The sequence below is a fragment of the Paenibacillus sp. genome (assembly GCF_035645195.1).
Lineage (GTDB): Bacteria > Bacillota > Bacilli > Paenibacillales > YIM-B00363 > Paenibacillus_AE.
Genome location: NZ_DASQNA010000039.1, coordinates 300386 through 323599, shown reverse-complemented (window position 1 = coordinate 323599; position 23214 = coordinate 300386). Strand labels below are relative to the sequence as shown.

The following is a 23214-nucleotide window of genomic DNA, read 5'->3' as shown; positions in this document are numbered from 1 at the left end:
TGCTTTGCGACCGAACATTTTCAGCGAATTCGCAAAATATTCACGCGCGGGAAAGCGGCTCAGCTCCTTTTGGCATCCTGCCAATAACGTTCCATCTCTACGATATCAGTTTGGTCAAAGGATTTGCCTCTTAAACGTAGCTGCTCCTCGATATATTGAAATCTATGAATAAATTTTCGATTGGTAGCCGAGAGCGCCTCGTCCGGATCGATCTTCAGGAACCGGGCCAGGTTGACGACGGCGAACAGCAGATCGCCCATTTCGTCGAGTGTCCGTTCCCCCCGCTCCGCCTCGGGCAGCGCCAGCGCCTCTTCGAACTCGCGCAGCTCCTCCGCGATTTTGCCGATGATTTCGGCTGCCGCGCTCCAGTCGAATCCGACCTTCGCCGCCTTCTTCTGCAGCGCGACCGCCCGCTGCATCGACGGCAGACCGGACGGGACGCCGTCGAGCAGCGATGCCGGAGGCTCCTCCCCCTTCGCCTTGCGCTCCTCGGCCTTCACGTCCTGCCACGTCGACAGCACGTCGTCGACGCCCCCGACCTTCGCGTCGCCGAAGACGTGCGGATGGCGGCGGACCATTTTCTCGGCCAGCCCCGCGATGACGTCGTACACGGTGAACGTGCCGGCTTCCTCCTCGATTTGCGCATGGAGCATAATTTGCAGCAGCACGTCGCCGAGCTCGTCGCGCAGCGCGTCCATGTCATCGTTATCGATCGTCTCGATCGCCTCGAACGTCTCTTCGATGAAATATTTGCGCAGCGATTTGTGGGTTTGCTCCCGATCCCAAGGACAGCCCTCCGGGCTGCGCAGCTTCGCGATGATCGCGTGGAGCCGCTCGAACGTCCGGTAATGGACGTCGTCCCGCTCCGTCGGCGGCACGTACACGAGCGACAAATTGCCGAAGCCGCGGTCGCGGTCGAGCTCGTACAGCGGTACGCGCTCGATGCGCTCTTCCCCGTCGACGCCGAGCGCATGGCCGACGACCACTTCGTAATCGTCGGGGTACCGCTCCATCAGACCGAGCTTCACGTCCGAGGCGACGAAGCCGTCGTACACCTGCGTGATGAGGATATGATTGTGCGGATTAAGCCGCGCCGGATGGAAATCGGTCCCGTCCGCGAGCTGGAAGCCGTCCGCCGGGTCGAAGCCGAGCGCGACGAACGCCCGGTCGAGGAAGCTCTCTCCGCCGAGGATGCGCAGCTCGACGCCCGCCTCGGGGCAGCGGCGCCGGAGCAGCGCGACGGTCGTCTCCGCGACCGACGGATGCCCGGGGACGGCGTAGACGAGCTCGTCCCCGCTAGAGGCGCGGCGCACGAGGTCGTCCGCGATCGCCGCGTACACGTCCGCGAATTGGCCGTGCTCTTCGTATACGTTGTCGTACGTTTCAAATCGAATGCCCTGCTCGCGCAGCCAAGCGACCACCGGGTGCTTCTCCGTGCGCAGCAGCAGCCTCTCGGCCGCGCGCACCGCTTCCCACGCGCCCAGCGTCAGCCCGTCCGGCCCGCCGGGGCCGAGCCCCGCCACCGTTATGCGTCCCGTCATATGGCTTGTCTCCCTCCGCTTGTCGTCCGTCTATTGTCCTTCTAGCATACCGTTTCTTGCGCGCACATTCAAAGCGGGCGCGAAGCGCGAAGCGCCGCGCCATTGAAAAAGGCTCCCGCAGTTCGCGCGAGCGATGCGCGCGTGCCGCTAGAGCCTTCGATTGGATGTTACTGTTCCATTTGTTTCGCCAGGAAGCCGGCCGCCGTTTCGGCCATTTTCACTTCCATCTGGCTCATCTTCGCGCCCTCCTGCTTCGACAGCAGGATGACCGAGCCGATCGGATCGCCGCCCGCGACGATCGGGGAGCAAACGAACGATGTATACGTTTCGCTCATGTCTTTACAGATTTCGTATTCGCCGGTCGTCGTTTCCGTCGACGTCTTCCGGCTCTCCATGCATTGTTCGACGATGGAGCCGATCTGCTTATCCATGTATTCTTTCTTCGGCGCCCCGGACACGGCGATGACCGTATCGCGGTCCGAGATCATCGTGATATGCCCCGTGCTTTCGCTGAGGGACTCGGCGTACTCCTTCGCGAAGTCGCCCAGCTCCCCGATCGGGGAATACTTTTTCAATATAACCTCTCCGTCGCGATCGACGAAAATCTCCAGCGGATCACCTTCGCGGATGCGCAGCGTTCGACGAATTTCTTTCGGGATGACAACCCTGCCGAGATCGTCGATTCTTCGCACGATGCCTGTTGCTTTCATGTGTATGCCCTCGCTTTCTTGAAGTTTAATTGCATTGAAGTCTACCCAGCGGATTCGAGGGGGTGATGGCCTTGAGTTATATTCGACAATAGTATTTGTCGCTAACGATTCACTTATGCACCAGATCTTAGACAATCCGTCCAACCGGATGGTAAAGGGACCGGCCCCGATTGTCATTAGGTTTGCCAGTGAATTGAAAGCAAAACAGGATGTTCATAAGAACATCCTGCCATATTATACAACGTTTGTAGAGCGTTGTACGTTGTCCTTCAAAACTTCTCGGTACGCTCCAAGAAATTTCTCCAGCTCGTGGAGCGCATCCTCCATCGGCAGGCCTTTTCGGTTCATATGGATGACGATCTGCTTGCCCGGGACGAGCTTCACCTTCCGCTCGAATCGGTTGCTGAGATCGAACAGCTTCTGGCCGTCGATGCGCTCGTTCTGCTCCGGCTGGAACGTCAGCACGAGGTCGTCGCCTTTGGCCGCGATCGACTCGATGCCGTATTCCGCGCCGTACACCTTGAGGCGGGCCACCGCGAGCAGCGTCTGCACCGGCAGCGGCATATCGCCGAACCGGTCGGTCAGCTCGTCGGCGAGCTCGTTCTCTTCGGCGAACGAACGGATCGCCGCCACCTTCTTGTACACCTCGATCTTTTGCGCGCTGTCGTAAATATACTCGCCCGGCAAATACGCATCCAGCGTCAACTCGATTTGCGTCGTCACCGGCTTCGGCGCGCGCTCGACCGCTTCGCCCGCCTCTCCGTCCAGCTCCAGCTTGCGCTGTTCGATTTCCTCGGCGAGCATCTGCGAGTACAGGTCGAAGCCGACGGACGCGATAAAGCCGTGCTGCTCGCCGCCGAGCAAATTGCCCGCGCCGCGGATGGCGAGGTCGCGCATCGCGATTTTGAAGCCGGAGCCGAGCTCCGTGAACTCCTTGATCGCCTGCAACCGCTTCTCCGCCACTTCGTTCAGCACCTTGTCGCGCTGGTACGTGAAGTACGCGTACGCGATCCGGTTCGACCGGCCGACGCGGCCGCGCAGCTGGTACAGCTGCGAGAGGCCCATCTTGTCGGCGTCGTGCACGATGAGCGTATTGACGTTCGGAATGTCGACGCCCGTCTCGATGATCGACGTGCTGACGAGCACGTCGTATTCGCCGTCCAGGAAGTCGAGAATCGTCTTCTCAAGCTCCTGCTCGGACATTTGCCCGTGTGCCGCAACGACGCGCGCTTCGGGCACCAAGGCATGAATCGAGTCCGCCATCTGCTGAATGCCTTGGACGCGGTTGTACAAGTAGTACACCTGCCCGCCGCGGGCGAGCTCGCGCTCGATCGCGTCCCGGACGAGGGCGCCGCTGTATTCGACGACATACGTCTGCACCGGGAACCGGTTTTCCGGCGGCGTCTCGATGACCGACAAGTCTCGGACGCCGAGCATCGACATATGCAGCGTTCGCGGAATCGGCGTCGCCGTCAGCGTCAGTACGTCGACGTTCAGGCGCAGCCGCTTCAGCTTCTCTTTGTGCGTGACGCCGAACCGCTGCTCCTCGTCGATGATGAGCAGCCCGAGCTCCTTGAACTTCACGTCCTGCGACAGCAGCCGGTGCGTGCCGATGACGACGTCGACCGTGCCGGCGGCGATGCCCTTGATCGTCTCGTTCTGCTCCTTCTTCGAGCGGAATCGACTCAGCACGCCGATGTTGAACGGGAAGCCGCCGAACCGCTCGCGGAACGTCTCGTAATGCTGCTGCGCGAGAATCGTCGTCGGCACGAGCACGGCGACCTGCTTGCCGTCCATCGCCGCCTTGAACGCCGCGCGGATGGCGACCTCGGTTTTGCCGTAGCCGACATCGCCGCACAGCAGCCGGTCCATCGGCCGCGGCCGCTCCATGTCCTTCTTGATCTCGTCGATCGCGCGCAGCTGGTCCGACGTCTCGTCATACGGGAACATCGCTTCGAATTCCTGCTGGTACGGCGTGTCTTTGCCGAAGGCGTGACCCGGCGTCGCCTGGCGCGCCGCGTACAGCTTGATCAGCTCGTCGGCGATATCTTTGACCGCCGAGCGCGCCTTCGACTTCGCCTTCGTCCAATCGCCGCCGCCGAGCTTGTAAATTTTCGGCTCTTTGCCTTCTTCGGCGCCGATATATTTCTGCACCATGTCGATCTGCTCGATCGGCACCGACAGCTTGTCGCCGCCGGCATACAAAATATGCAAATAGTCCTTGTGGACGCCGTCGATTTCGATCGTGCCGATGCCGACGTATTTGCCGATGCCGTGGTTGACGTGAACGACGTAATCGCCGACCTTCAGCTCGGTATAGCTCTTAATGCGCTCCGCGTTTTCGATTTTGCGCTCGACCTTGCGCACCTTCCGCTGCTTCGCGCTGAACATCTCGCCCTCGGTAATCACGACGAGGTGGACGGACGGCAGCTCGAAGCCGCTCTGCAGATTGCCTTCGATCATCGTCTGCTCGTCGATGCCGTAATCGGCGAGCACCCGCTTCATCCGGTCCATCCGATCTTTGCTGCCGGCGAGCATCATGACGGTCGTCTTCGACTTCGACCAACGCTCGACTTCGGCTTTCAGCACGTTCATCTGGCCGTGGAACTGCTGCATCGCGCGGCAGATGACGTTCACGATGTTTTGCGGCTGCGTGTTCGGAATTTGGCGCAGGAACAGCGACAAATAGACCGTCTGGAACGGCTTGTGGAAAAACAGCGACTCGTAGCTCTTCGACAGCGCGAAGCTCGGAATCGTCTTGCCCTCTTGGAGCAAATGGGTCGTCCACTCCGCCTCGTCCCGCTCCAGCTGCTTCGTCGTCTCGAGCAATCGGTTCGGCTCGTCGACGACGAGCAGCGCGTCCTTCGGCAAATAGTCGAGCAGCGTCTGCCGTTCCGGATAGAGCAGCGCGACGTACTTGTAGATGCCCGTAAACTGCGCGCCCTCGCGCAGCTTGACGAGATCCGAGCCGATCTCGTCGCGCAGCTTGTCTTTGACGGTGCGGTCCGTCGTCTTCTGCAGCTGCTGCTCGAGCAGCTCCTCCGCGGCGTGGGCCGCGGCCGCGAACCGGCGCGGCTCGGCGAACAGCTCGCGGCACGGCAGCAGCGTCACCCGGTCGAGCTTCTCCTTCGAGCGCTGGTCGACCGGGTCGAACAGGCGGATCGAGTCGATTTCGTCGTCGAACCATTCAATGCGGATCGCGAAATCGCCCGCAGCCGCCTTCGTCTCCGCGACGGCCGACGGGAACACGTCGACGATGCCTCCGCGCACGCTCATCTCGCCGCGCCCTTCGACGCGCTCGACGCGTTCGTAGCCGAGCTCGGCTAGCCGCTCGAGCAGCGCGTCGATCGGCATCGTGTCGCCGACGGCCGCCGTCACCGACGCATCCCGGAACGTCTCCTTCGGCACGAGCAAGCGGCGCACGCCGGCGAACGGCACGACCAAGACGCCTCGGAAACCGTTTGCGAGGCGGTACATCGTTTCGATGCGCTGCGAGACGAGCTCGGGGCTCGATACGGCCGCTTCCGTCGCGATCGATTCGTTGGCCGGGTACGTCAGCAGCTCGCCTGGCGGCACGCATTCTTCCAAATCTTCTATTAATTTCTGAGCGGAAAACATATTATGCGTCATGACGACGATCGGGCGCTGCAATTCGGCTTGCAGCGCCGCTATAAATACGCTTCTGGCGGATCCGGTGAGACCGGAAACCAGCTGTTCTTTCATCCCGGACTGGATCCCTTTCGTGACCGACACGAGATCGGGATCCGCTGCAAGAGCTTCTAATAAGCGTCTCATCTTGAGAGCATGGCCACCTCTTTTCCCGCAACCAAAAGAAGCCTAGGCTGACAAGCCAAGGCCGTTCCTGTATCGTCCCGACGCCGCAAGCCGCCTGCGGTCACTGCAGCGGGCTGGACAAGAGCGAAAGCTCCGGATGGGACTGGAGCGCTTCGCGGCAATAGTCGCATACAAGCTTGACGGTAACGTCGCCGCTTGAATTATACGTAATTATATCGCTGCGTTCTTCGGGGGTCAAGAAATGAAACCCAAGCTGCGCCTCCGTCACGTGATCGCCCGAAATTTCCCCGAGCGGCATGCGGCAGTGCTTGCAAATGTACCGTACGGCCATGAATTGCCGTCCTCCTCCCGTGATCTTGCTGATCCTAGTATCGCCACGGGAGCGCCGGTTCCATTCAAGCGCCGTTAAATTTCGCCATCGTCTTCTCGAACGAGTTCGTCAAACAAAACTGCATCGCGTCGGCCGCCTTCTTCACGGTCGTCTGCAGCGCCTCCTGCTCCTCCTTGCGGAACGTCGACAGCACGTAGTTCGAAATGTTCGTGCCGGGCGCCGGCCGCGAAATGCCCATGCGGATCCGGTGGAACTCGTCGGTGCCGAGATGCGCGATGATCGACTTAATGCCGTTATGTCCGCCCGGACTGCCTTTCATGCGCAGCCGGATCGAGCCGAGCTCCGTATCCATGTCGTCGTACACGACGACAAGATCGGCGGGATCGGGTTTATAAAAGTCCAAGAACGCGCGCACGCATTCTCCCGACAAATTCATGTATGTGAGCGGCTTAATCAAATAAACCTTCTCTCCGTCGACGCGCCCTTCGGCGACGACGCCTTTGCATTTCTGCTGGGCGGACGTCATGCCCCAGCGGGCGGCCGCCTCGTCCAGCGCCATCCACCCGATATTGTGGCGCGTATCCGCGTATTCCTTGCCCGGATTGCCGAGCCCGACGAACCATTTCATGTGCCTCACTCCCGTTGCCATTATACCGCGCCGCGCGCGTCAAAAGAAAGAGCCGCTCCCTCGCGCGGCTCAGCGCAAGGAAGCGGCCCGTTCCGGGCGCTCGCGGTTATTGCTCGGCGGCCACGACGCGCTCCTCCGTCTTCTCCGCCACGTCCTCGTCGCGGAGCTCGTCGGACGCCTCCGGCAGCTCCTTCTGCGGCGCCAGCACCGTCGCGAGGATGTCGTTCTCGTCGCTGCGAATTTCGACGCCGGCCGGCGCGATCAGATCGCGCACGTACAGATGCTCGCCGATCGCAAGGCGGCTCACGTCCGCTTCGATCGACGCCGGCATGTCGCTCGCGAGGCAGCGCACCTCGACGGAGGCGTTCATCACTTGGAGGATGCCGCCTTCCTCGACGCCTTGCGGCTCGCCCGCAAATTCGACGCGAACCGTCGCCTTGACGGGCTCGCTCATGTCGATTTGGTGGAAATCGACGTGAAGAATGCGGCCCAGCACCTTATCCCGCTGAATTTCGCCGATCATGACCGGCTGTTCGCCGTGCGCCGGCAAATTCAGTTTCAGAATGGCGCCCGCGCTGCCGCGCAGCAAGCCGTGCAGCGCCTTCTCCTCGATGTAGATCGGCTGAGACGCCACCTTCTTGCCGTAGACGACGCCCGGAATTTTGCCGCTCTCGCGGTTCGTGCGCCGGTCGGATTTCGTCTCGCCGCCGCGCGCCAGCACGGATACGGCCGTATCGTTCATCATCGAAAAAACCTCCTCTGAAACGGTAAGTACTAAAATTCATAGTACCTACTGTTCCCTGAGGAGGCTGTTTTCATTACGGGCGGCGCCGGGGACTTCCGCTTAATCCTCGAACAGCTTGCTGATCGACAGCTCCTCATGCACGCGGATGATCGCTTCGCCCATGAGCGGGGCGACCGACAGCGTGCGGAGCTTCGTGCAAGGTTCCGGATGGTTCACGGGAATCGTATTCGTGATGACGACCTCTTCGATCGGCGATTCTTCGAGCCGCTTCATCGCCGGTCCGGACAGGACGGCGTGCGTGCAGCACGCGTACACCGCCTTCGCGCCGGCTTTCTTCAGCGCATTGGCGCCGAGCGTAATCGTGCCGGCCGTGTCGATGATGTCGTCGATGACGATCGCCGTGCGGCCGCTCACTTCGCCGATGATGTTCATCACTTCGGCGACGTTCGGCTCCGGGCGGCGCTTGTCGATGATCGCGAGCGGCACGTTCAAATAGTCGGCCAGCTTCCGCGCGCGCACGACCCCGCCGTGGTCCGGCGAGACGACGACGACGTTGTCCAGCTTCTTCTCCTTGAAATAAGCGCCGAGAATCGGCACGCCGAGCAAATGGTCCACCGGGATATCGAAAAAGCCCTGAATTTGCGTCGCGTGCAAATCCATCGCGATGACGCGGTGCGCGCCGGCCGTCTCGATCAGATTGGCGACGAGCTTCGCCGTGATCGGATCGCGGGACCGCGCTTTCCGGTCCTGCCGCGCATACCCGTAGTACGGGATGACGACGTTAATGCTTTTCGCCGAAGCGCGCTTCAGCGCGTCCACCATGACGAGCAGCTCCATGAGGTGCTCGTTGACCGGCGCGCTCGTCGATTGAATGACGTAGACGTCGCTGCCGCGGACGCTCTCGTCGATGCGAATTTGAATTTCCCCGTCGCTGAAGCGGACCGACTCGGAGACGCCGAGCGGGATGCCGATATAATCAGCGATCTCCCGCGCGAGCTGCGGATTGGAATTGCAGGTGAACACCTTCAGCTTGGGATCCCGGTAAGACATCGATTTGCTCTCCTCCAGCTTGATCTAGTATCTTGATTAGTTTCGGTTTTTTTGCGCTTTTAAACGCGCCTTCAACGTCTTGGCGTATCCCTTTTTCGTCGTCTGGCGTTCCCTTGCGATCGCCATATCGTCCTCGCCCACGTCTTGCGTAATCGTGGAGCCGGCAACGACGAACGCGCCTTTGCCGATGTTGACCGGCGCGACCAAGTTAACGTTGCTGCCGACGAACGCCCCGTCCTCGATGACGGTTTCGAACTTCGAGAAGCCGTCGTAGTTGACCGTGATGGCGCCGCAGCCGATGTTGACGTCTTTGCCGACGCGCGCGTCGCCGACGTACGCGAGGTGCGACACTTTCGACCCGTCGTCGATCGTCGAGCTCTTGATCTCGACGAAGTCGCCGATCTTCACGTCCTTGCCGAGACGGGTGCCCGGACGCAGGTTGGCGAACGGTCCGACGGACGTCCGCTGTCCGACCGCCGCTTTATCCAGCACCGAATGCTTCACCGTCGCGCCGTCTTCGATCGTCGAATCGAGAATGTCGCTGTTCGGGCCGATCGCGCAGTCGGAGCCGATGCGCGTGCGCCCGCGCAGCGCGGTGCCCGGATAAATGACCGTGTCGCTTCCGATCGTCACGCCCGCGTCGATATACGTCGAAGCCGGATCGACGATCGTGACCCCTTCCGCTTGATGCCCGCGGTTGATGCGCAGCCGCATGAGCCGCTCCGCCTCCGACAGCGCGATCCGGTCGTTCACCCCGAACGCCTCGTCGGGGTCGCTCGTGCAGTAGCCTTGCACGATGTCGCCGGCCGAGCGGAATAATCCGATCACGTCCGTCAAATAATATTCGCCTTGCGCGTTGTCGTTCGTCACCTTGGCCAGCGCCTCGAACAGCTTCCGGTTGTCGAAGCAGTACGCGCCCGCGTTGATTTCCTGGATGCCGCGCTCTTCAAGGCTGCAGTCCTTCTCCTCCACGATGCGTTCGATCGTGCCGTCCGCGCCGCGGACGATGCGGCCGAGCCCCGTCGGGTTGCCGAATACGGCGGTCAGCAGCGTCGCGGCCGCTCCCGATTCCCGGTGCAGCTGAAGCATGCCCTGGATGGAACGCGCCGTCAGCAGCGGCGTGTCGCCGTAGACGACGACCGTGACGCCGTCCTCGCCGCCGAGCAGCGGCTCCGCGACGCGCACCGCGTGGCCCGTGCCGAGCTGCTGCGACTGCATCGCGTATTCGACCCGATCGCCGAGCGCCGAGCGCACCGCGTCGGCTCCATGGCCGACGACGACGACCTTGCGGCCGACGCCGGATCCGTCGAGCGCGTCGAGCACATGCTCCAGCATCGGCTTCCCGCACACCGGGTGCAGCACCTTATGCAGTTTCGATTTCATGCGTTTGCCAAGGCCCGCCGCCAAAATGACGCCCATCACGTTCATGTCCGAGCAAACTCCCCTTTCCCCGAAGGCCGCTGTATTTATAAATTATGGAAAGTCGATCATCGAAAAGTTCATCGATTCGATATGCCGCTATTTCGTCAAGTTCCGATTTCCCACATGAAATCATATCTCACTTTGTGCAAAAAGAAAAGAGAGGGCCGTCGGCCCCCCCCGTCATATCCGTTATTTACGCTCCTTCTTCGATCACGTCGTCCTCGGATGCCGCCCGGTCATACTCCGCAAGAACGGCAGCTTGGATCTTTTCCCGAGTGGTCGAAGAGATCGGATGAGCAATGTCCCGGAATTCACCGTCCGGCGTCCTTTTGCTCGGCATCGCGACGAACATTCCGTTGTTTCCGTCGATCACGCGGATGTCGTGAACGACGAATTCGTTGTCGATCGTAATGGATGCGATCGCTTTCATACGCCCTTCGCTGTTCACGCGGCGGAGTCTCACATCGGTAATTTGCACGTTAGGTCACCACCTTATCATTTTCGAAAAAAAGGACATGGTGTAATATTCCACACTTCTGAGCAAATTCCTTCCAATTTCTTGAGACTCCCTCACTTTTTTTTATAAATATTCAGAAAGCGTTATATAATTCGCAAATTTCTGCGAAACGCGTAAATTACGCCTCCGGCAGCGCCAGCACGAGTTCGATTTCGACGAGGGCGTCTTTCGGCAGCCGCGCGACTTCGACCGTTGTGCGGGCCGGCTTGTGGCCTTCGAACATCTCTTCGTAGACGGCGTTGAATTCCGCGAATCGGTTCATGTCCTTCAAATATACCGTCGCTTTGACGGCTTGCGCCAGCGTGACGCCGCACGCCGCGGCGACCGCTTTCAGGTTCCGGATGACTTGGCGCGTCTGCTCCGCCATGCCGCCTTCGACCATCACGCCTTCCGCGGTCAGCGGAATTTGGCCCGACGTGAAGACGAGGTTGCCGACGCGCATCGCCTGCACGTACGGTCCGATCGCCGCCGGGGCTTCCTTCGTGGAAATGACGACAGGATTCATTCGTTCGTTCCCTCCTCGAAATAGTTTCCGGGCACCATCAAAATTTCCCGCGTCTTCGGATCGACGCGCGCGAGCCGCGCGAGCGACACGTAGTCGTCCACCAGCAGCTCGTCCTCGCCGACGCCGCCCGCCTCGACGAGCACGCCGACGCCTTGCACCGTCGCCTCGAACTCCTGCAGCAAATCCATCATGCCGCGAACCGTGCCGCCCGCGCGCATGAAATCGTCGACGATCAGCACGTTGGACTTCGACTTCAGCGCCCTTCGCGCCAGCGTCATCGTATGGATTCGTTTGTTCGAGCCGGAGACGTAGTTGATGCTGACGGACGAACCTTCCGTCACCTTCGGGTCGCGCCGCACGATGACGACCGGGAGATTCAAATGCGCCGCGGTCGCGTAGGCGAGCGGGATGCCCTTGGTCTCTACCGTCATGACGACGTCGATCGGCCGGTCGCCGAAGACGGACGCGAACGTCCGCCCGATCTCGTTCATAATGGACGGCTGCCCCAAGATATCCGACATGAACAAATATCCGCCCGGCAGCAGCCGCTCCGGCTGCTCCAGCAAGCGGCATACGCCGTTCACCAGCTGCAGCGCCGCCTGCCGCGGCATCTTGGGCACGAATTTGACGCCGCCCGCCGCGCCGGCGAGCGTGTGCAGCTCCCCGATGCCTTCGGTTTCGAATACCTCTTTAATGATCGTCAAATCTTCACTGATCGACGATTTCGCCGAGCCGTACCGGTCCGCAAACACGGTCAAGGGTACGAGGACATGAGGTTTGGACAGCAAGTACTGCGTCATCTCCACGAGACGAGCGCTTCTTTTCAACTTTTTCACCTCTATCCCCCCTTGAACTTTCCAGAAAAACTAGCAAATTCCGAACATTATAATGAAAATATATCACTTATGTCCGTTTTTGTTCAAGAGGGGCCGGCAAAAGTCGCACGACGTGCACTTCGCGGCAAAATCCGCGCAGCCCGTTGTACACCCGCGCCAGCTTCGATTCCTTCTGGACGAGCGCGAATACGGTCGGTCCGCTGCCCGACATCAGCGCCCCGTCGGCGCCGAGGCGAAGCATCGCTTCCTTGATGTAGCGGACCTCCGGATGGAGAGAGATGGTGACGTCCTCGAGCACGTTGCCGAGCGACGCGCACACGCCGGCGAAGTCTCCCCGCTCGATCGCTTGAATCATCGCCTGCGTCTGCGGGCGCCGCTTGATCTCGTTCACGCGGAAGCGCCCGTAGACGTCCGCCGTCGACACGTTGATCGGCGGCTTCACGAGCACGACCCAGCACGGCGGCGGCGCCGGAATCGGCTCGAGCTTCTCGCCCCGCCCCCGCGCGATCGCGGTGCCGCCCGTCACGCAGAACGGCACGTCCGAGCCGAGCTCTTCGGCCATGAGGCGCAGCTCGTCGTCCGTGAGGCCCAGCCGCCACAGCCGGTTCAGCCCGCGGAGCGTCGCAGCCGCGTCGGTGCTTCCCCCGGCGAGCCCCGCGGATACGGGAATTCGCTTATCTAGGTGGATGTACACGCCCTTGTCGACCCCGCATCGGTCCTTGACGAGCTTGGCCGCCTGGAACGCCAAGTTTTTCTCGTCCAACGGAATGTAGCCGGCTTGGCTGGAAATGATGATCGTATCCCTCGGCAGCTCTTCCATCTCCAGGCGGTCGGCCAAGTCGACCATCGTCATGATCATTTCGACTTCGTGATACCCGTCTTCCCTTTTGCGCAGCACGTCCAAAGACAAATTGATCTTGGCGGGAGCCTTCTCGTAAATTTTCAACTGCGCCGTCACCGCCTTCCTGATTCTGCATACATGTCCATAAGTGTACCACATGAGCCGGGATGCAAAAAAGGAGCGGCGGGGACAAGCCCCGCCGCTCCTTCCGTAGGTTTGAATTCGTCGCCTTACGAGCGATAGCGCCCCGCCGCCGGCGAGCCCGTCGCCGCGGCGCTTTGCGCGTACGCGGGCATCGGCTGCGCTGGAGACGACGCCGGCATCGGCCCCGTCGGCCGCGCGTTCGCCGTCGAAGCGAACGCCGTCGGCTGCGCCGCAGGACGAGTCGCGACCGCCGTCCCGCCGCCCTGCCGAGCCTGCTCCGCAAGCGTCTTCTCGGCGATTTGGAGCGCCCGCTTGACCATGTTGCCGGCGTCCTTCGCGCGAATGCCGCCCCAGCCTTCCTTCTGCACCGTATCGTAGAAGCCTAAGTCTTTCGCCAGCTCGTATTTCAGCTCTTCGGACATGACGCCTCTTCTTCTCCGTGCCATCGGTTCACCGCCTCCCTCGTGTCGGAATGGATCGCTTCCGAATTGTCTTACCGCTAGTATGCGTCGGCGTTCGACCGGACATGCGGCGCGGGGGGCGGGAACGGCTGGCCGGGAAGCGAAAAAACGGCAAGGTCCGGGATGTCCGGGCCTTGCCGTTTTCAAAAAAGAAACCAACTTTGGCGGCTATGCTTGGATGTAGGTGATGCGAACTTGTCCATCGTTATCGCCGCGCACGGTCACCTCGACGGTTTCCGTTAAAATGTCGGCGTAACTATAAGAGACACGTTTGAAAGCGTTCTGTTCTTGGTCCAGTTTGACAATGAACACGGAAGGGTAGGTTTCCTCCAAAACACCGGTGCGTTCGATCGTTTTCCGACGACCGCCGTTCGCGCGAAGCGTGATTTGCTGGCCGACGTGAGCCTCAAGGCTCTTCTTGATTTCCAACAGCGCATTCTTGGCCATTGTCAACTACCACCTCTTTCCTTAGGTATTATACCCCAAAGAGGTGGTCCTTGTCAAATGGACGGAATATTATATCAGCGGTATTTACGAATTGTCAACGGATATGCGAAATTTTTTTACGATTCCGAGCCGATTCGGGGCAAACCCATCCGGAAGTTGCCTCGCGTCTCGATGCCGCCCATCCCCTTGAGGCCGCTGACCGTGTGCGTAATCATATCGTAAATGTTTACCGTTTCGCGGACGGGCGTGAACGCCGATTTCGCGGCGATATACACCGGATCGAGCGCATGGATCAAGATGCGCGCCGGAGAGCTCGCGAAATTCGCTCCCGCTTGGAGCAGCGCTTCGAAGTGCGATTGGCAGGCGCCGGCGACGATCGTCATCATGTCGCGGTTCCGCTCGTACGCGCGCGCGACGCGCACCGCCTGAACGAAGTGCATCGAATTTTTATAATTGCGGATGTTGTGCTTGTCGCCGTCGAACCGATGCTTCAGAATCGCGTCATGGCCCGTGATGACGACGATGTCCGGCTGTACGCGCGGGAGCAGCTTCGTCAGCGCGTCGGCCATCTCCTCTTCGCGAAGATGATATCCTTCCGCGGGAATTTGAAGCTCGTTGTATACGGCGATGCTCTTCTTCAAATACGTGCGGTCTCCGTCGAGGTGCAGGACGGTGCCGGGCACGTCGAAGTACGGCTCTGCGGCGGGCTTGACGCCGGGCAAATTCAGCCGGTTACGCGGAAAGAGGGATCCTCCCCGAAATTCTTCCTCCTCGGGTTCTTTCGCCTCCTCCAAATCGTCGAGCGGCGCGTCCGCCAAGAGCCGATACAGCACGCCTTTCAAGACGGCTTGCCGGCCCGTGATTTCTTGAATCCGAAACAAGACGTCTTTCCCGTACGATTTGCGGACGACATAGTCGCCAATCTTCATGTTCATCCCTCCTACGCTATCCTATGGCCAGCGTAGGCATTTGGTGCGTTTCGCACCGGTTCGGCGCCGTTATTCCGCAGTTCGTCGATCCGCGAGCCGATTGGCGATCGTCGCGAACTCGGCGAGCGACAACGTCTCCCCGCGCCGCTCCGGCGCGATGCCGCACGACTCTAAGAAGGCGCGGCAGTCGTCCTTACCGCCGGCGTCCGCGAAAAACCGCTGCTGCAGATTGTTGAGCAGCGTCTTCCGCCGCTGGGCGAACGCCGCCTGCACGACGTCGAAGAATAGCTTCTCGTCGACAACGTCGGCGGCGGGCTTGTCCCGCATCGTCAGCTTCGCGACCGCCGAATCGACGTTCGGCTGCGGGATGAAGACCGAATGCGGTACCTTCATGACGACTTCGGGCACGGCGTAATACTGCACCGCGACCGACAGGCTGCCATAATCCTTCGTGCCCGGCGCCGCCGCGAACCGGTCTGCGACCTCCTTCTGCACCATGACGACGATCGATTCGAGCGGCAGCCGCTCCTCGAGCAGCTTCATGACGATCGGCGTCGTGATGTAATACGGCAAGTTCGCCACGACGGAGACCGATTCCATGCCTTCGAATTGGTCGCGGAACAGCGCCGCCAAATCGACCTTCAGCACGTCCCCGTGGACGACCGTCACGTTATCGTAGCCGGCTAGAGAGTCCTGCAGCATCGGCAGCAAGCGCTGGTCGATTTCGATGGCGACGACGCGCCCGCTTTGCTGCGCGAGCCGCTCGGTCAAGGCGCCGATGCCCGGACCGATTTCCAGCACGCCCTTCTTCGGGCCGAGCCGTGCCGCAGCCGCGATGTTCCGCAAAATGTTGCCGTCGATGAGGAAATTTTGCCCCAAGCTTTTCTTGAAGGAAAACCCGTATTTCTGCAGCAGCTCTTTCGTCTTGCGCGGCGAGCCGATGCCTTCTTTATCCGACCGTTCGACGGCGTCCGTCCGTCCGGTCAACTCCGTCCGCTCCGTCATGAGCCGAGCCCCTTCCTTTCGTCCTCGGAATCGCCGCCGGCGCCCGCGGCCGCCGTGCAAGCGGCCAGCGCGGCCGCCACCTCGGCCCGCGAAATGCCGAACATGGCGCATCGCTTAAGGAACGTCTTCGCGTTCGCGTACCCGATGCGCAGCCTCCGTCCGACGAGCAGACGGCGGCGCGCGGCCCCCTCCGTGCCCGCCAAACCGGCGGCGTACAAATCGGGCCAGCCGAAGTCGGTGCCGACGGCTTCCGCCTCCGTCCGCACCGCGGCGAGCGCCTCGCGTATGGCCTCCGGCTTCGCGTTCTCGATGCCGATATCGTCGTTCAGCATCGCTTCCTCCTGCGCGAGGAAAGCGTGCTTGCAGCCCGGCACCTTGCTCGAGACGATCGAACGAATGCGCTCTCCCGCATGGTCCGGATCCGTTAAAATAATGACGCCCCGTTTCCGCTGGGCCAGCTCGATCCGCGCCAATACGTCCTTGCCGACGGCCGAGCCGCCCGTCTCGATCGTATCCGCGTCGACCGCCCGCTTCACGGCCGTCGTATCGTGTTTGCCTTCGACCACGATGACTTCCTTGATCATGTTCCGCGCTCCTCGCATCTTGTCCCCTGTATTGTACCCCGTTCGGCCCAAAGACAAAAGGGCCGCTTCTGATAAGCGACCCTTTCGCGCATCGGCGAGCCGAATGCGTCCGAGTTTAAATCGGCTTCTTCGGTCCGATGACATATACCGTATAACCTGATTTCGTACCGAATTTGCGGGCGTGCGACTCGCTATCAAAGTACACGTCAATCTTCTTGCCTTTGATTGCGCTGCCGCGATCCTCTGCCCGGCGGAAACCGATGCCGTCGATATATACCCACCATCCCATCGGGATGACGCTCGTATCGACCGCGATCGTCCGGCCTTCCGTGACGGTCGTGCCGGAGGCGGTAATGCCGTATCCTTTGTCGCCCTTCTGTTTCCCAGTCGACGCGGGACCGGCCGAATACGCCGTTAACGTGACGTTCTTCAGAACGCCCTTGACACCGAATGTCATGCCGTTCAGCGAAACCTGTTGGGTTTCGGCCGACAGCACCGCGATCGCGTTCGCGACCGGCTTAGGCTCGACCTTCGTTCCGACGGCTACGACCTTCGCAAGGCTTTCTTGCTCGACCGTCTTCTCCAACACCTGCTCGGAAACGAGGACGCCGTCTTCATATATTTTCTCGATCTTTTTAACAAGCACGCCCTCCTGGCCCTGTTGGACAACTTTCTCCTTGCCCTTGGGGAGCGTCTTGTCTTCTTTCTTCACCGTGTCGAACGGAAGCTTATGCTCCGTCTCCTCGACGACCCGCTGAACGCGGACGATTTGGACGGTTGCTTCCGCGGTCAGATGCTCCGTCAACGCCGGCTCGACCTTATCGAGCGGACCGAGCTCGATGCCGGCTTCCTTCAACACGTCCCCTACTCGCGAAGGGGTCGTGTATATGTCGACGGATTTGCCGTCTACTGCAACGTTCACTGCGAACGCACGCTCGATTTCCACCGCGGCGCCGTTCTTCAAATCCGCCTCGGGCGGCAGCGACAATTCGTCGTGCTCCCCGACTTCGATGCCTTGCTCCCTTAACACTTCTGCCACGCTCTCCGCCGTCGTCACGACTTCGATCGTCTGACCGTCGGCAATAATGGATACACGCTTCATCTGCGTGCCGTACACCATCGCCGAGAAAAGAAATCCCGTCGCAAGAATGCCTGCGACGATTGACACGAAAGCCTTCTTATGAGCGCGAGCCCATCGCCATGCGTAAGACATGCCGGACAGACTTTCCTCATGGGTCTCCTTTACAGGAAGTGCTCCCATTACACAGTCCTCCTTACATAGTCCCGCCTTGTACGTGAGTTGTCATCTCAGGTGCAAAGGTCGACGCGACTAATATTTTAGTGTGAGGCAATCGCTCCGCCGAAAAATAAAAAGCCGGACGAAGAGGACTCGTACCCGGCTTTTCGATGGTCGAAAAGAGTGCTTGATGCAAGCACGGACGATTGCCTCTCTCGTAACGCTTACGAGGTTAGCTGTCGGATTCGGACCGGAGAGTGGCCCTATCTCGAGCTCGGGCATGGCGCCCGGATCGAAAATTCACCCCTAGATGCCCCTTGCGGAAGCATCCGATGCGGTTCCCCCGTTTCCCCTGGCGACGCGCTTCTGGCGAAGCCCGTCGGGAAACTCAGCGATACTGGAAATATGTTGCAAATCTTTTTGCATTCGGTGTCTGTTAAGTATCATAAAGGGAGCAAGCCTTGATTGTAAAGTGCACGTAAACCTCCGAAATCGATGGATTCCGCCGAAAAACGGACAAAAGTGTCCGTTTCAGCAATGGAAGCCACCCCGAACGCGCCAATTTAACCTATTTATCCGCTTCTCTCCCCCTTTCTTGTTTGGGACGAAATACATTAGCCGCATTCGCGGTCGTTTGGGCGGCGAATTGCTCCAACGTCATGCCTTTGATCTCCGCCGCCGTCTCCGCCACCAAACGCACGTACCCGGTTTCGTTCCGTTTCCCTCGGTACGGATGAGGCGTCAGATATGGGGCATCGGTTTCCACTAACAGCCTTTCAATGGGAGTCCTTGCCAGCACTTCCTTCGGCTGTTTCGCGTTCTTGAACGTGACCGGTCCGCCGAAGGAAAGATAAAAATTCATGTCCAAACAAAGCTGCGCCGTTTCCCAGCTTCCCGAAAAACAGTGCATGACGCCCCCTACATCATATGCTTTCTCCTCGCGCAATATGGCAACGACATCGGCATGCGCGTCCCGATTATGGATGACGATCGGCATGCCGAGCTTCCGCGCGAGCCGGATTTGTTCGCGGAACGCGCGATGCTGCACGTCCTTCGGCGTCGTGTCCCAATAATAATCGAGGCCCATTTCGCCGAGAGCGACGACTTTCGGGTGCGTTCTCGCCAGATGCTCGATGTAATCCAAATCTTCGGGTTTGAAATCGTACGCGTCCTGCGGGTGCCAGCCGACGACCGCCTCGACGCAGTCGTACGTTTCCGCGAGCGCCAGCGTCGTCGGAATCGTCTCCCGGTTGCAGCCGATATTAATGATGCGCGTCACGCCGGCTTCGTTCGCGCGTCGAACGATGTCGTCTCGCTCTCCCTCGAAGCTTGGGTGGTCCAAATGTGTATGCGTATCCGTAATCATGCGGTTGTCATTCTCCTTTCAGCCATGCTTCAGTTTCCGCCGTAATGAACGGGCTGCCGGGCGTCAGCATCGGCTCCGGCATATAAATGTGATGCTTCCCCGACTGCGTGCCGCTGATCGAGCGGACGATGTCGGACACCTCGCTGATTTCGACAAGCGAACCGTCGCGTTTCAACAAATAAATCGGTTTTCGGTGCGTCGAGCTTCCCGAACGATATACATCGTACGACAAATCTTTCGGGAAATCGACTTGGAGGTAATACGCCGGGTCATAGCCTTCCCGCCGGATGGACTCCCGCAGCCGGTCGAGCAGCTCGTCGTTCAGCTCCGCGGGCGTCGCGTATTTGAACAGCTTGCGCTGCAAGAATCGGCGGCACAAGTCGGACAGCACGGGATCCGGTTCGTTCATCCACATCGCGAACGCCGTCTGGGCGAGCGCCTCGTCGAGCATCAAATAATGCTCCGTGTCCAGCGCGCCTTCGAACAGCCTTCGCAGCGGATCCGGAAGAAAGCGGAACGAACGCCCTTCTTCATATAATTGTTTCGCTCGCGTGAAGATATTGCGGAGGACGATTTCCGAACTGCGCGTGACGGGATGGAAATACACCTGCCAGTACATCTGGTAACGGGACATCAAGTAATCCTCTACCGCGTGCATGCCGCTTTCTTTCACGACGATTTGCTCCCGGTACGGCCGGAGCACGCGCAAAATGCGCTCGAGGTCGAACATGCCGTAGTTGACGCCCGTGCAGTACGCGTCGCGGAGCAAATAATCCATTCGGTCCGCGTCAAGCTGGCTGGAGACGAGCGACACGACGATCTCCTTCGGATAAGTCTTGCAGATCACGCTGGCGACGCGGTCCGGGAACGACGGGTCGACGCTTCGCAGCACTCGGTTCACTTCCGTGTCGCCTTGCACGATGCGGCATGTCCACTCCTCGTGATGCTCCCCGAACACCGTCTCGATCGAATGGGAGAACGGTCCGTGTCCGACGTCGTGCAGCAGCGCCGCGCACAAGCACAGCAGCCGCTCCTCTTCCGGCCAATCCTCGAACCGGTTTCGTTCGAACTGACTAATAATTTTGCGGGTAATTTCATAGACGCCTAGGGAATGAGAGAATCGGCTGTGCTCTGCCCCGTGGAACGTAAAATAGGAGGTTCCCAGCTGCCGAATGCGGCGAAGCCGCTGAAATTCGCGCGTGTTGATCAAATCCCAAATGACGGGCTCTTGAACATAAATGTACTTATGTACTGGATCCTTGAAAACTTTCTCCTCCGGCCAGGCGTTCATCTCCGTACCTCCTCGTTTCATCCCTCAATCGACAGATTTCGACATGCCTTTCTGAACTTCTTGTCGAATGACGGTGTCGAAAAATATGAATTTTTGTTGCAAGAAATCCTCAAAAACCTTATATTAACAAGGACTAATTGAAACGCGTCATTCTTCGTTGACTATTATGGGAATGCTTGGTATCATAGTAGCAAGTAAGAATTATGTCGAATTATGACGATTTTATTTTTCTACGATATTTTTTAAAGTTTGAGAGGAGTATGCTATATGATGAAATCCACGGGTATTGTCCGAAAGGTTGACGAATTGGGCCGAGTTGTCATTCCGATCGAACTCCGCAGAACGCTGGGCATCGGCGAAAAGGACGCTTTGGAAATTTACGTGGACGGCGAGCGCATCATGCTCAAGAAATACGAGCCCGCATGCATCTTCTGCGGCAATGCCGACAACGTCACGTATTTCAAAGGCAAAATTGTTTGCAACGAATGCTTAAAAGAAATGCCTACCCCTGTGACAAAATAAGAAAAATAGGTTATAATAGCTTTACCGAACTTGTTAATTCTAACCTTTTTATATCTCCTTATTGGCCTATGATTCGTTCCCGAATCATAGGCAATTTTTTTTGTCGATCATTCGTCGCGTCCGCCCTGGTGAATCGCATTGTACAGCTCCCTCTTCGGCACGCCCCGATCCGTCGCGGCCAGCTTGAGAGCTTCCTTATGCGTTACTCCGTCGCGCTCTTCGTACGCGGCTACGTGTTCGGCCGGACTAAGGTCCGCCCACCACGCCGCCGCCGGCTCCTCGTCCGCGCCCGAATCGGCGGCTCCTTCGACGAGCACGCAATACTCGCCCAGCGGCCCGGTCTCCTCCACGTGGCGCAGGCAACTCGCGAGCGTCCCCCTCGCGAATTCCTCGTACCGCTTCGTCAGCTCCCGCGCCAGAACGCAGCGGCGGTCGCCCCACGCTTCTAGCATGAGCCGCAGCGTCGCGACGACTCGATGCGGCGCCTCGTAGAAAATCATGGTCGCCGGATGACGCGACCAACGGGCAAGCTCCGCCGCCGCCTTCTTCTTCTCGCGCGGCAGGAAGCCGACGAACGTGAACCGGTCCGTCGGCAGTCCGGACGCGATCAGCGCCGTCAACGCCGCGTTCGGGCCGGGAATCGGCACGACCGGGATGCCCCGTTCGATCGCCGCCGCCGCGACGTCGGCGCCCGGATCGGAAATCGCGGGCAGCCCCGCGTCGCTCACGAGCGCTACCGTTTCGCCGGCGAGCAGCTTCTCGATCAGCGACTCCCCGCTCTTCTCTTTATTATGTTCATGGTACGATACGAGTCGTCCGGGGATGTCGAAATGCGTCAGCAGCTTTCTTGTCTGCCGCGTATCCTCTGCCGCGATCCAATTCGCTTCCTTTAAAATACGCACCGCCCGAACCGACATGTCGTCCAAATTGCCGATCGGCGTTCCGACTAAATAGAGCGTACCGTACGCTGTTAGATCCCCGTCTTTGAAACTGCGCTGCACCCGCGCGTCCTGCTCCGAACTCGGCATGCCGTTTCCTCTCCTTCCTTATGTAGCTTGTCCGTCGTCCAACTGCCGTTTCCTGCCATAAAAGACATCGAGAAGCTCCTGCGTATACGTCCCGTCCTCCTCGTGCACGAACAGCGGCGGCAGCAGCCGCAGCTCCGGCTTGCCGTCCTTCAGCGCTTCGACGAGCACGATGTTCGCCTCCTGGCCGCGCTTCGGGTGAACGAAGCGCATCCGCTTCGGCTCGAGCCGAACGGCCCGGAATTCGCTGACGATGTCCGCCAGCCGCGACGGTCTGTGCACCATCGCCACCTTCCCGCCCGATTTGACGAGACGCGCGGACGCAGCCGCCACATCCGCCAGCGTCGCATGGATCTCGTGCCTGGCGGCGGCGATATAAGGGTTCTCTTTATGCTCCCCGGACGACGCCGGCAAATACGGCGGATTGACGGTGACGAGATCGAAGGCGCCATGCCCCGCCGTCTCGTGATACGTCTTCAAATCGCCGAGATCGATGCGCACGCGGCCTTCCAGACCGTTCAGCGCCACGTTCCGCTGCGCCATGTCGGCGAGCCGGGGCTGAATTTCGACCCCCGCCACGAAGGCGTTCGTCCGCGTCGTCAGCAGCAGCGGGATGACCCCGTTGCCGGTACATAAATCGACGATCGCGCCTCTCGGCGGAACCGAGCAAAATCGAGCGAGCAAGACGGCGTCCAACGAAAAGCTGAACACCTCGTCGCTCTGAATGATTTTCAAATCCTGCGTCAGTAAATCGTCCAGCCTCTCTCCCGGCTGCAGCATTACGCGTTCCGTCTCCATTACGCCATTCCTTCCTCCTCGCCCTCGAGTCGGCAAAATCGCAAAAAACCGCAGGCGCTTTACGTCCTACGGTTCTTCCGTTACTTATGAAAGAAAGATAAACAAAACAAGCAGTCGCCTTCCGTCCGAAGGTGTCCGTAGTACACATTGCAAATATGAAACCCTTCGTTATACAGCCGAGCCAAATTGTCGTAGCCTTCTCCGACGGAGCCGGACACGTCGCTCGACTGCGGGGGTTCCTGCGCCGGCGAAGGCGGGGCGGCGGCCGGTTCGTCCTCCGCCGCGCCGTTCTCTTTGCGCAGTATTTTGCGCAGCTGGCGATTTTCTATGCTGAGCCGCTTGTTCTCTTCGAGCAGCAGCACGATTTGCTTGCGAAGACCCGTCAATTCGGCGCCAAGCTTCGCGAACGATTCTTCCAAATGCGTCACTTGGTCGTACAGCTCTTTTCTCTCCTCCACCGTTCCACCCCTGGAATACGACAACC

Annotated in this window: 23 protein-coding genes, 1 pseudogene and 1 riboswitch; of the genes and pseudogenes, 1 reads left to right on the top strand and 23 read right to left on the bottom strand. The window is 59.8% G+C overall.

The features are described 5' to 3' along the window. Positions 1-59 precede the first annotated feature (59 nt). From mazG to VE009_RS21880, 20 genes and pseudogenes are all read right to left on the bottom strand, one after another. Positions 60-1541: a nucleoside triphosphate pyrophosphohydrolase gene (gene mazG / locus VE009_RS21975; protein ID WP_325011419.1), complete on the bottom strand. Its 1482-nt coding sequence runs from the start codon at positions 1539-1541 to the stop codon at positions 60-62. A 167-nt stretch (positions 1542-1708) separates the two neighbouring features. Further along, positions 1709-2251, bottom strand: a complete 543-nt coding sequence (spoVT, locus tag VE009_RS21970) for a stage V sporulation protein T (protein ID WP_325011417.1) — start codon at positions 2249-2251, stop codon at positions 1709-1711. A 234-nt stretch (positions 2252-2485) separates the two neighbouring features. After that, positions 2486-6046: a transcription-repair coupling factor gene (mfd, locus tag VE009_RS21965; RefSeq protein WP_325011415.1), complete on the bottom strand. Its 3561-nt coding sequence runs from the start codon at positions 6044-6046 to the stop codon at positions 2486-2488. 100 nt (positions 6047-6146) lie between these two features. Beyond that, entirely contained in the window at positions 6147-6377 is a 231-nt protein-coding gene (locus VE009_RS21960; protein ID WP_325011413.1) for an anti-sigma-F factor Fin family protein, read from the bottom strand. A 64-nt stretch (positions 6378-6441) separates the two neighbouring features. Further along, entirely contained in the window at positions 6442-7005 is a 564-nt protein-coding gene (pth, locus tag VE009_RS21955; protein WP_325011410.1) for an aminoacyl-tRNA hydrolase, read from the bottom strand. Positions 7006-7111: 106 nt separating this feature from the next. Continuing rightward, positions 7112-7750, bottom strand: coding sequence for a 50S ribosomal protein L25 (locus VE009_RS21950; protein ID WP_325011408.1), 639 nt, complete (start codon positions 7748-7750; stop codon positions 7112-7114). A 99-nt stretch (positions 7751-7849) separates the two neighbouring features. Then, positions 7850-8800, bottom strand: coding sequence for a ribose-phosphate diphosphokinase (locus VE009_RS21945; protein WP_325011406.1), 951 nt, complete (start codon positions 8798-8800; stop codon positions 7850-7852). A 36-nt stretch (positions 8801-8836) separates the two neighbouring features. After that, complete coding sequence (gene glmU / locus VE009_RS21940; RefSeq protein WP_325011404.1) at positions 8837-10228, bottom strand: bifunctional UDP-N-acetylglucosamine diphosphorylase/glucosamine-1-phosphate N-acetyltransferase GlmU; 1392 nt, start codon at positions 10226-10228, stop codon at positions 8837-8839. Positions 10229-10415: 187 nt separating this feature from the next. Continuing rightward, positions 10416-10700 carry a septation regulator SpoVG gene (gene spoVG, locus VE009_RS21935; protein WP_325011402.1) on the bottom strand — a complete coding sequence of 95 codons (285 nt, stop codon included), beginning with the start codon at positions 10698-10700 and terminating at the stop codon, positions 10416-10418. 157 nt (positions 10701-10857) lie between these two features. Then, a complete protein-coding gene (locus VE009_RS21930) occupies positions 10858-11244 on the bottom strand; it encodes a Rid family detoxifying hydrolase (protein ID WP_325011400.1) in 387 nt (128 codons plus the stop codon). Next, the gene (gene purR, locus VE009_RS21925) at positions 11241-12080 is read right to left on the bottom strand and encodes a pur operon repressor (RefSeq protein WP_325011399.1); all 840 of its coding nucleotides are present in this window, start codon (positions 12078-12080) and stop codon (positions 11241-11243) included. Before purR ends, VE009_RS21930 begins: the two co-directional genes overlap by 4 nt. A 67-nt stretch (positions 12081-12147) precedes the next feature. Beyond that, positions 12148-13026 (bottom strand): 4-(cytidine 5'-diphospho)-2-C-methyl-D-erythritol kinase, encoded by an 879-nt coding sequence (gene ispE / locus VE009_RS21920; RefSeq protein ID WP_325011475.1) that lies wholly within the window; start codon positions 13024-13026, stop codon positions 12148-12150. Positions 13027-13337: 311 nt separating this feature from the next. Then, a pseudogene (locus VE009_RS21915) lies at positions 13338-13511 on the bottom strand (small, acid-soluble spore protein, alpha/beta type); the annotation flags it as partial. 183 nt (positions 13512-13694) lie between these two features. After that, complete coding sequence (veg, locus tag VE009_RS21910; protein WP_325011397.1) at positions 13695-13973, bottom strand: biofilm formation stimulator Veg; 279 nt, start codon at positions 13971-13973, stop codon at positions 13695-13697. Between the two features lie 116 nt (positions 13974-14089). After that, on the bottom strand, positions 14090-14902 hold the full coding sequence (locus VE009_RS21905) for a sporulation peptidase YabG (protein ID WP_325011395.1): 813 nt from the start codon (positions 14900-14902) through the stop codon (positions 14090-14092). 69 nt (positions 14903-14971) lie between these two features. After that, the gene (gene rsmA / locus VE009_RS21900; RefSeq protein WP_325011393.1) at positions 14972-15907 is read right to left on the bottom strand and encodes a 16S rRNA (adenine(1518)-N(6)/adenine(1519)-N(6))-dimethyltransferase RsmA; all 936 of its coding nucleotides are present in this window, start codon (positions 15905-15907) and stop codon (positions 14972-14974) included. Beyond that, positions 15904-16491 carry a ribonuclease M5 gene (rnmV, locus tag VE009_RS21895; protein ID WP_325011391.1) on the bottom strand — a complete coding sequence of 196 codons (588 nt, stop codon included), beginning with the start codon at positions 16489-16491 and terminating at the stop codon, positions 15904-15906. The genes rsmA and rnmV overlap by 4 nt, the downstream gene beginning before the upstream one ends. A 115-nt stretch (positions 16492-16606) precedes the next feature. Further along, positions 16607-17659 carry a ubiquitin-like domain-containing protein gene (locus tag VE009_RS21890; protein ID WP_325011388.1) on the bottom strand — a complete coding sequence of 351 codons (1053 nt, stop codon included), beginning with the start codon at positions 17657-17659 and terminating at the stop codon, positions 16607-16609. 274 nt (positions 17660-17933) lie between these two features. Next, positions 17934-18132: riboswitch (cyclic di-AMP (ydaO/yuaA leader) on the bottom strand. A gap of 164 nt (positions 18133-18296) precedes the next feature. After that, positions 18297-19094 carry a TatD family hydrolase gene (locus tag VE009_RS21885; protein ID WP_325011386.1) on the bottom strand — a complete coding sequence of 266 codons (798 nt, stop codon included), beginning with the start codon at positions 19092-19094 and terminating at the stop codon, positions 18297-18299. Positions 19095-19101: 7 nt separating this feature from the next. Then, positions 19102-20385, bottom strand: a complete 1284-nt coding sequence (locus VE009_RS21880) for an HD domain-containing protein (protein WP_325011383.1) — start codon at positions 20383-20385, stop codon at positions 19102-19104. Between the two features lie 267 nt (positions 20386-20652). Here VE009_RS21880 and VE009_RS21875 point away from each other — a divergent pair, with 267 nt between their 5' ends. Continuing rightward, positions 20653-20907, top strand: coding sequence for an AbrB/MazE/SpoVT family DNA-binding domain-containing protein (locus tag VE009_RS21875; RefSeq protein ID WP_138197968.1), 255 nt, complete (start codon positions 20653-20655; stop codon positions 20905-20907). Positions 20908-21014: 107 nt separating this feature from the next. On the opposite strand, the gene rsmI is transcribed toward VE009_RS21875, so the two are convergent. The 3 genes from rsmI to VE009_RS21860 all read right to left on the bottom strand — a co-directional run bounded on the left by rsmI (position 21015) and on the right by VE009_RS21860 (position 23188). Further along, a complete protein-coding gene (rsmI, locus tag VE009_RS21870; RefSeq protein WP_325011381.1) occupies positions 21015-21935 on the bottom strand; it encodes a 16S rRNA (cytidine(1402)-2'-O)-methyltransferase in 921 nt (306 codons plus the stop codon). Positions 21936-21953: 18 nt separating this feature from the next. After that, entirely contained in the window at positions 21954-22730 is a 777-nt protein-coding gene (locus tag VE009_RS21865) for a tRNA1(Val) (adenine(37)-N6)-methyltransferase (protein ID WP_325011379.1), read from the bottom strand. An 80-nt stretch (positions 22731-22810) separates the two neighbouring features. After that, positions 22811-23188, bottom strand: coding sequence for a DNA replication initiation control protein YabA (locus VE009_RS21860; RefSeq protein WP_325011377.1), 378 nt, complete (start codon positions 23186-23188; stop codon positions 22811-22813). Between the last annotated feature and the right edge of the window lie 26 nt (positions 23189-23214).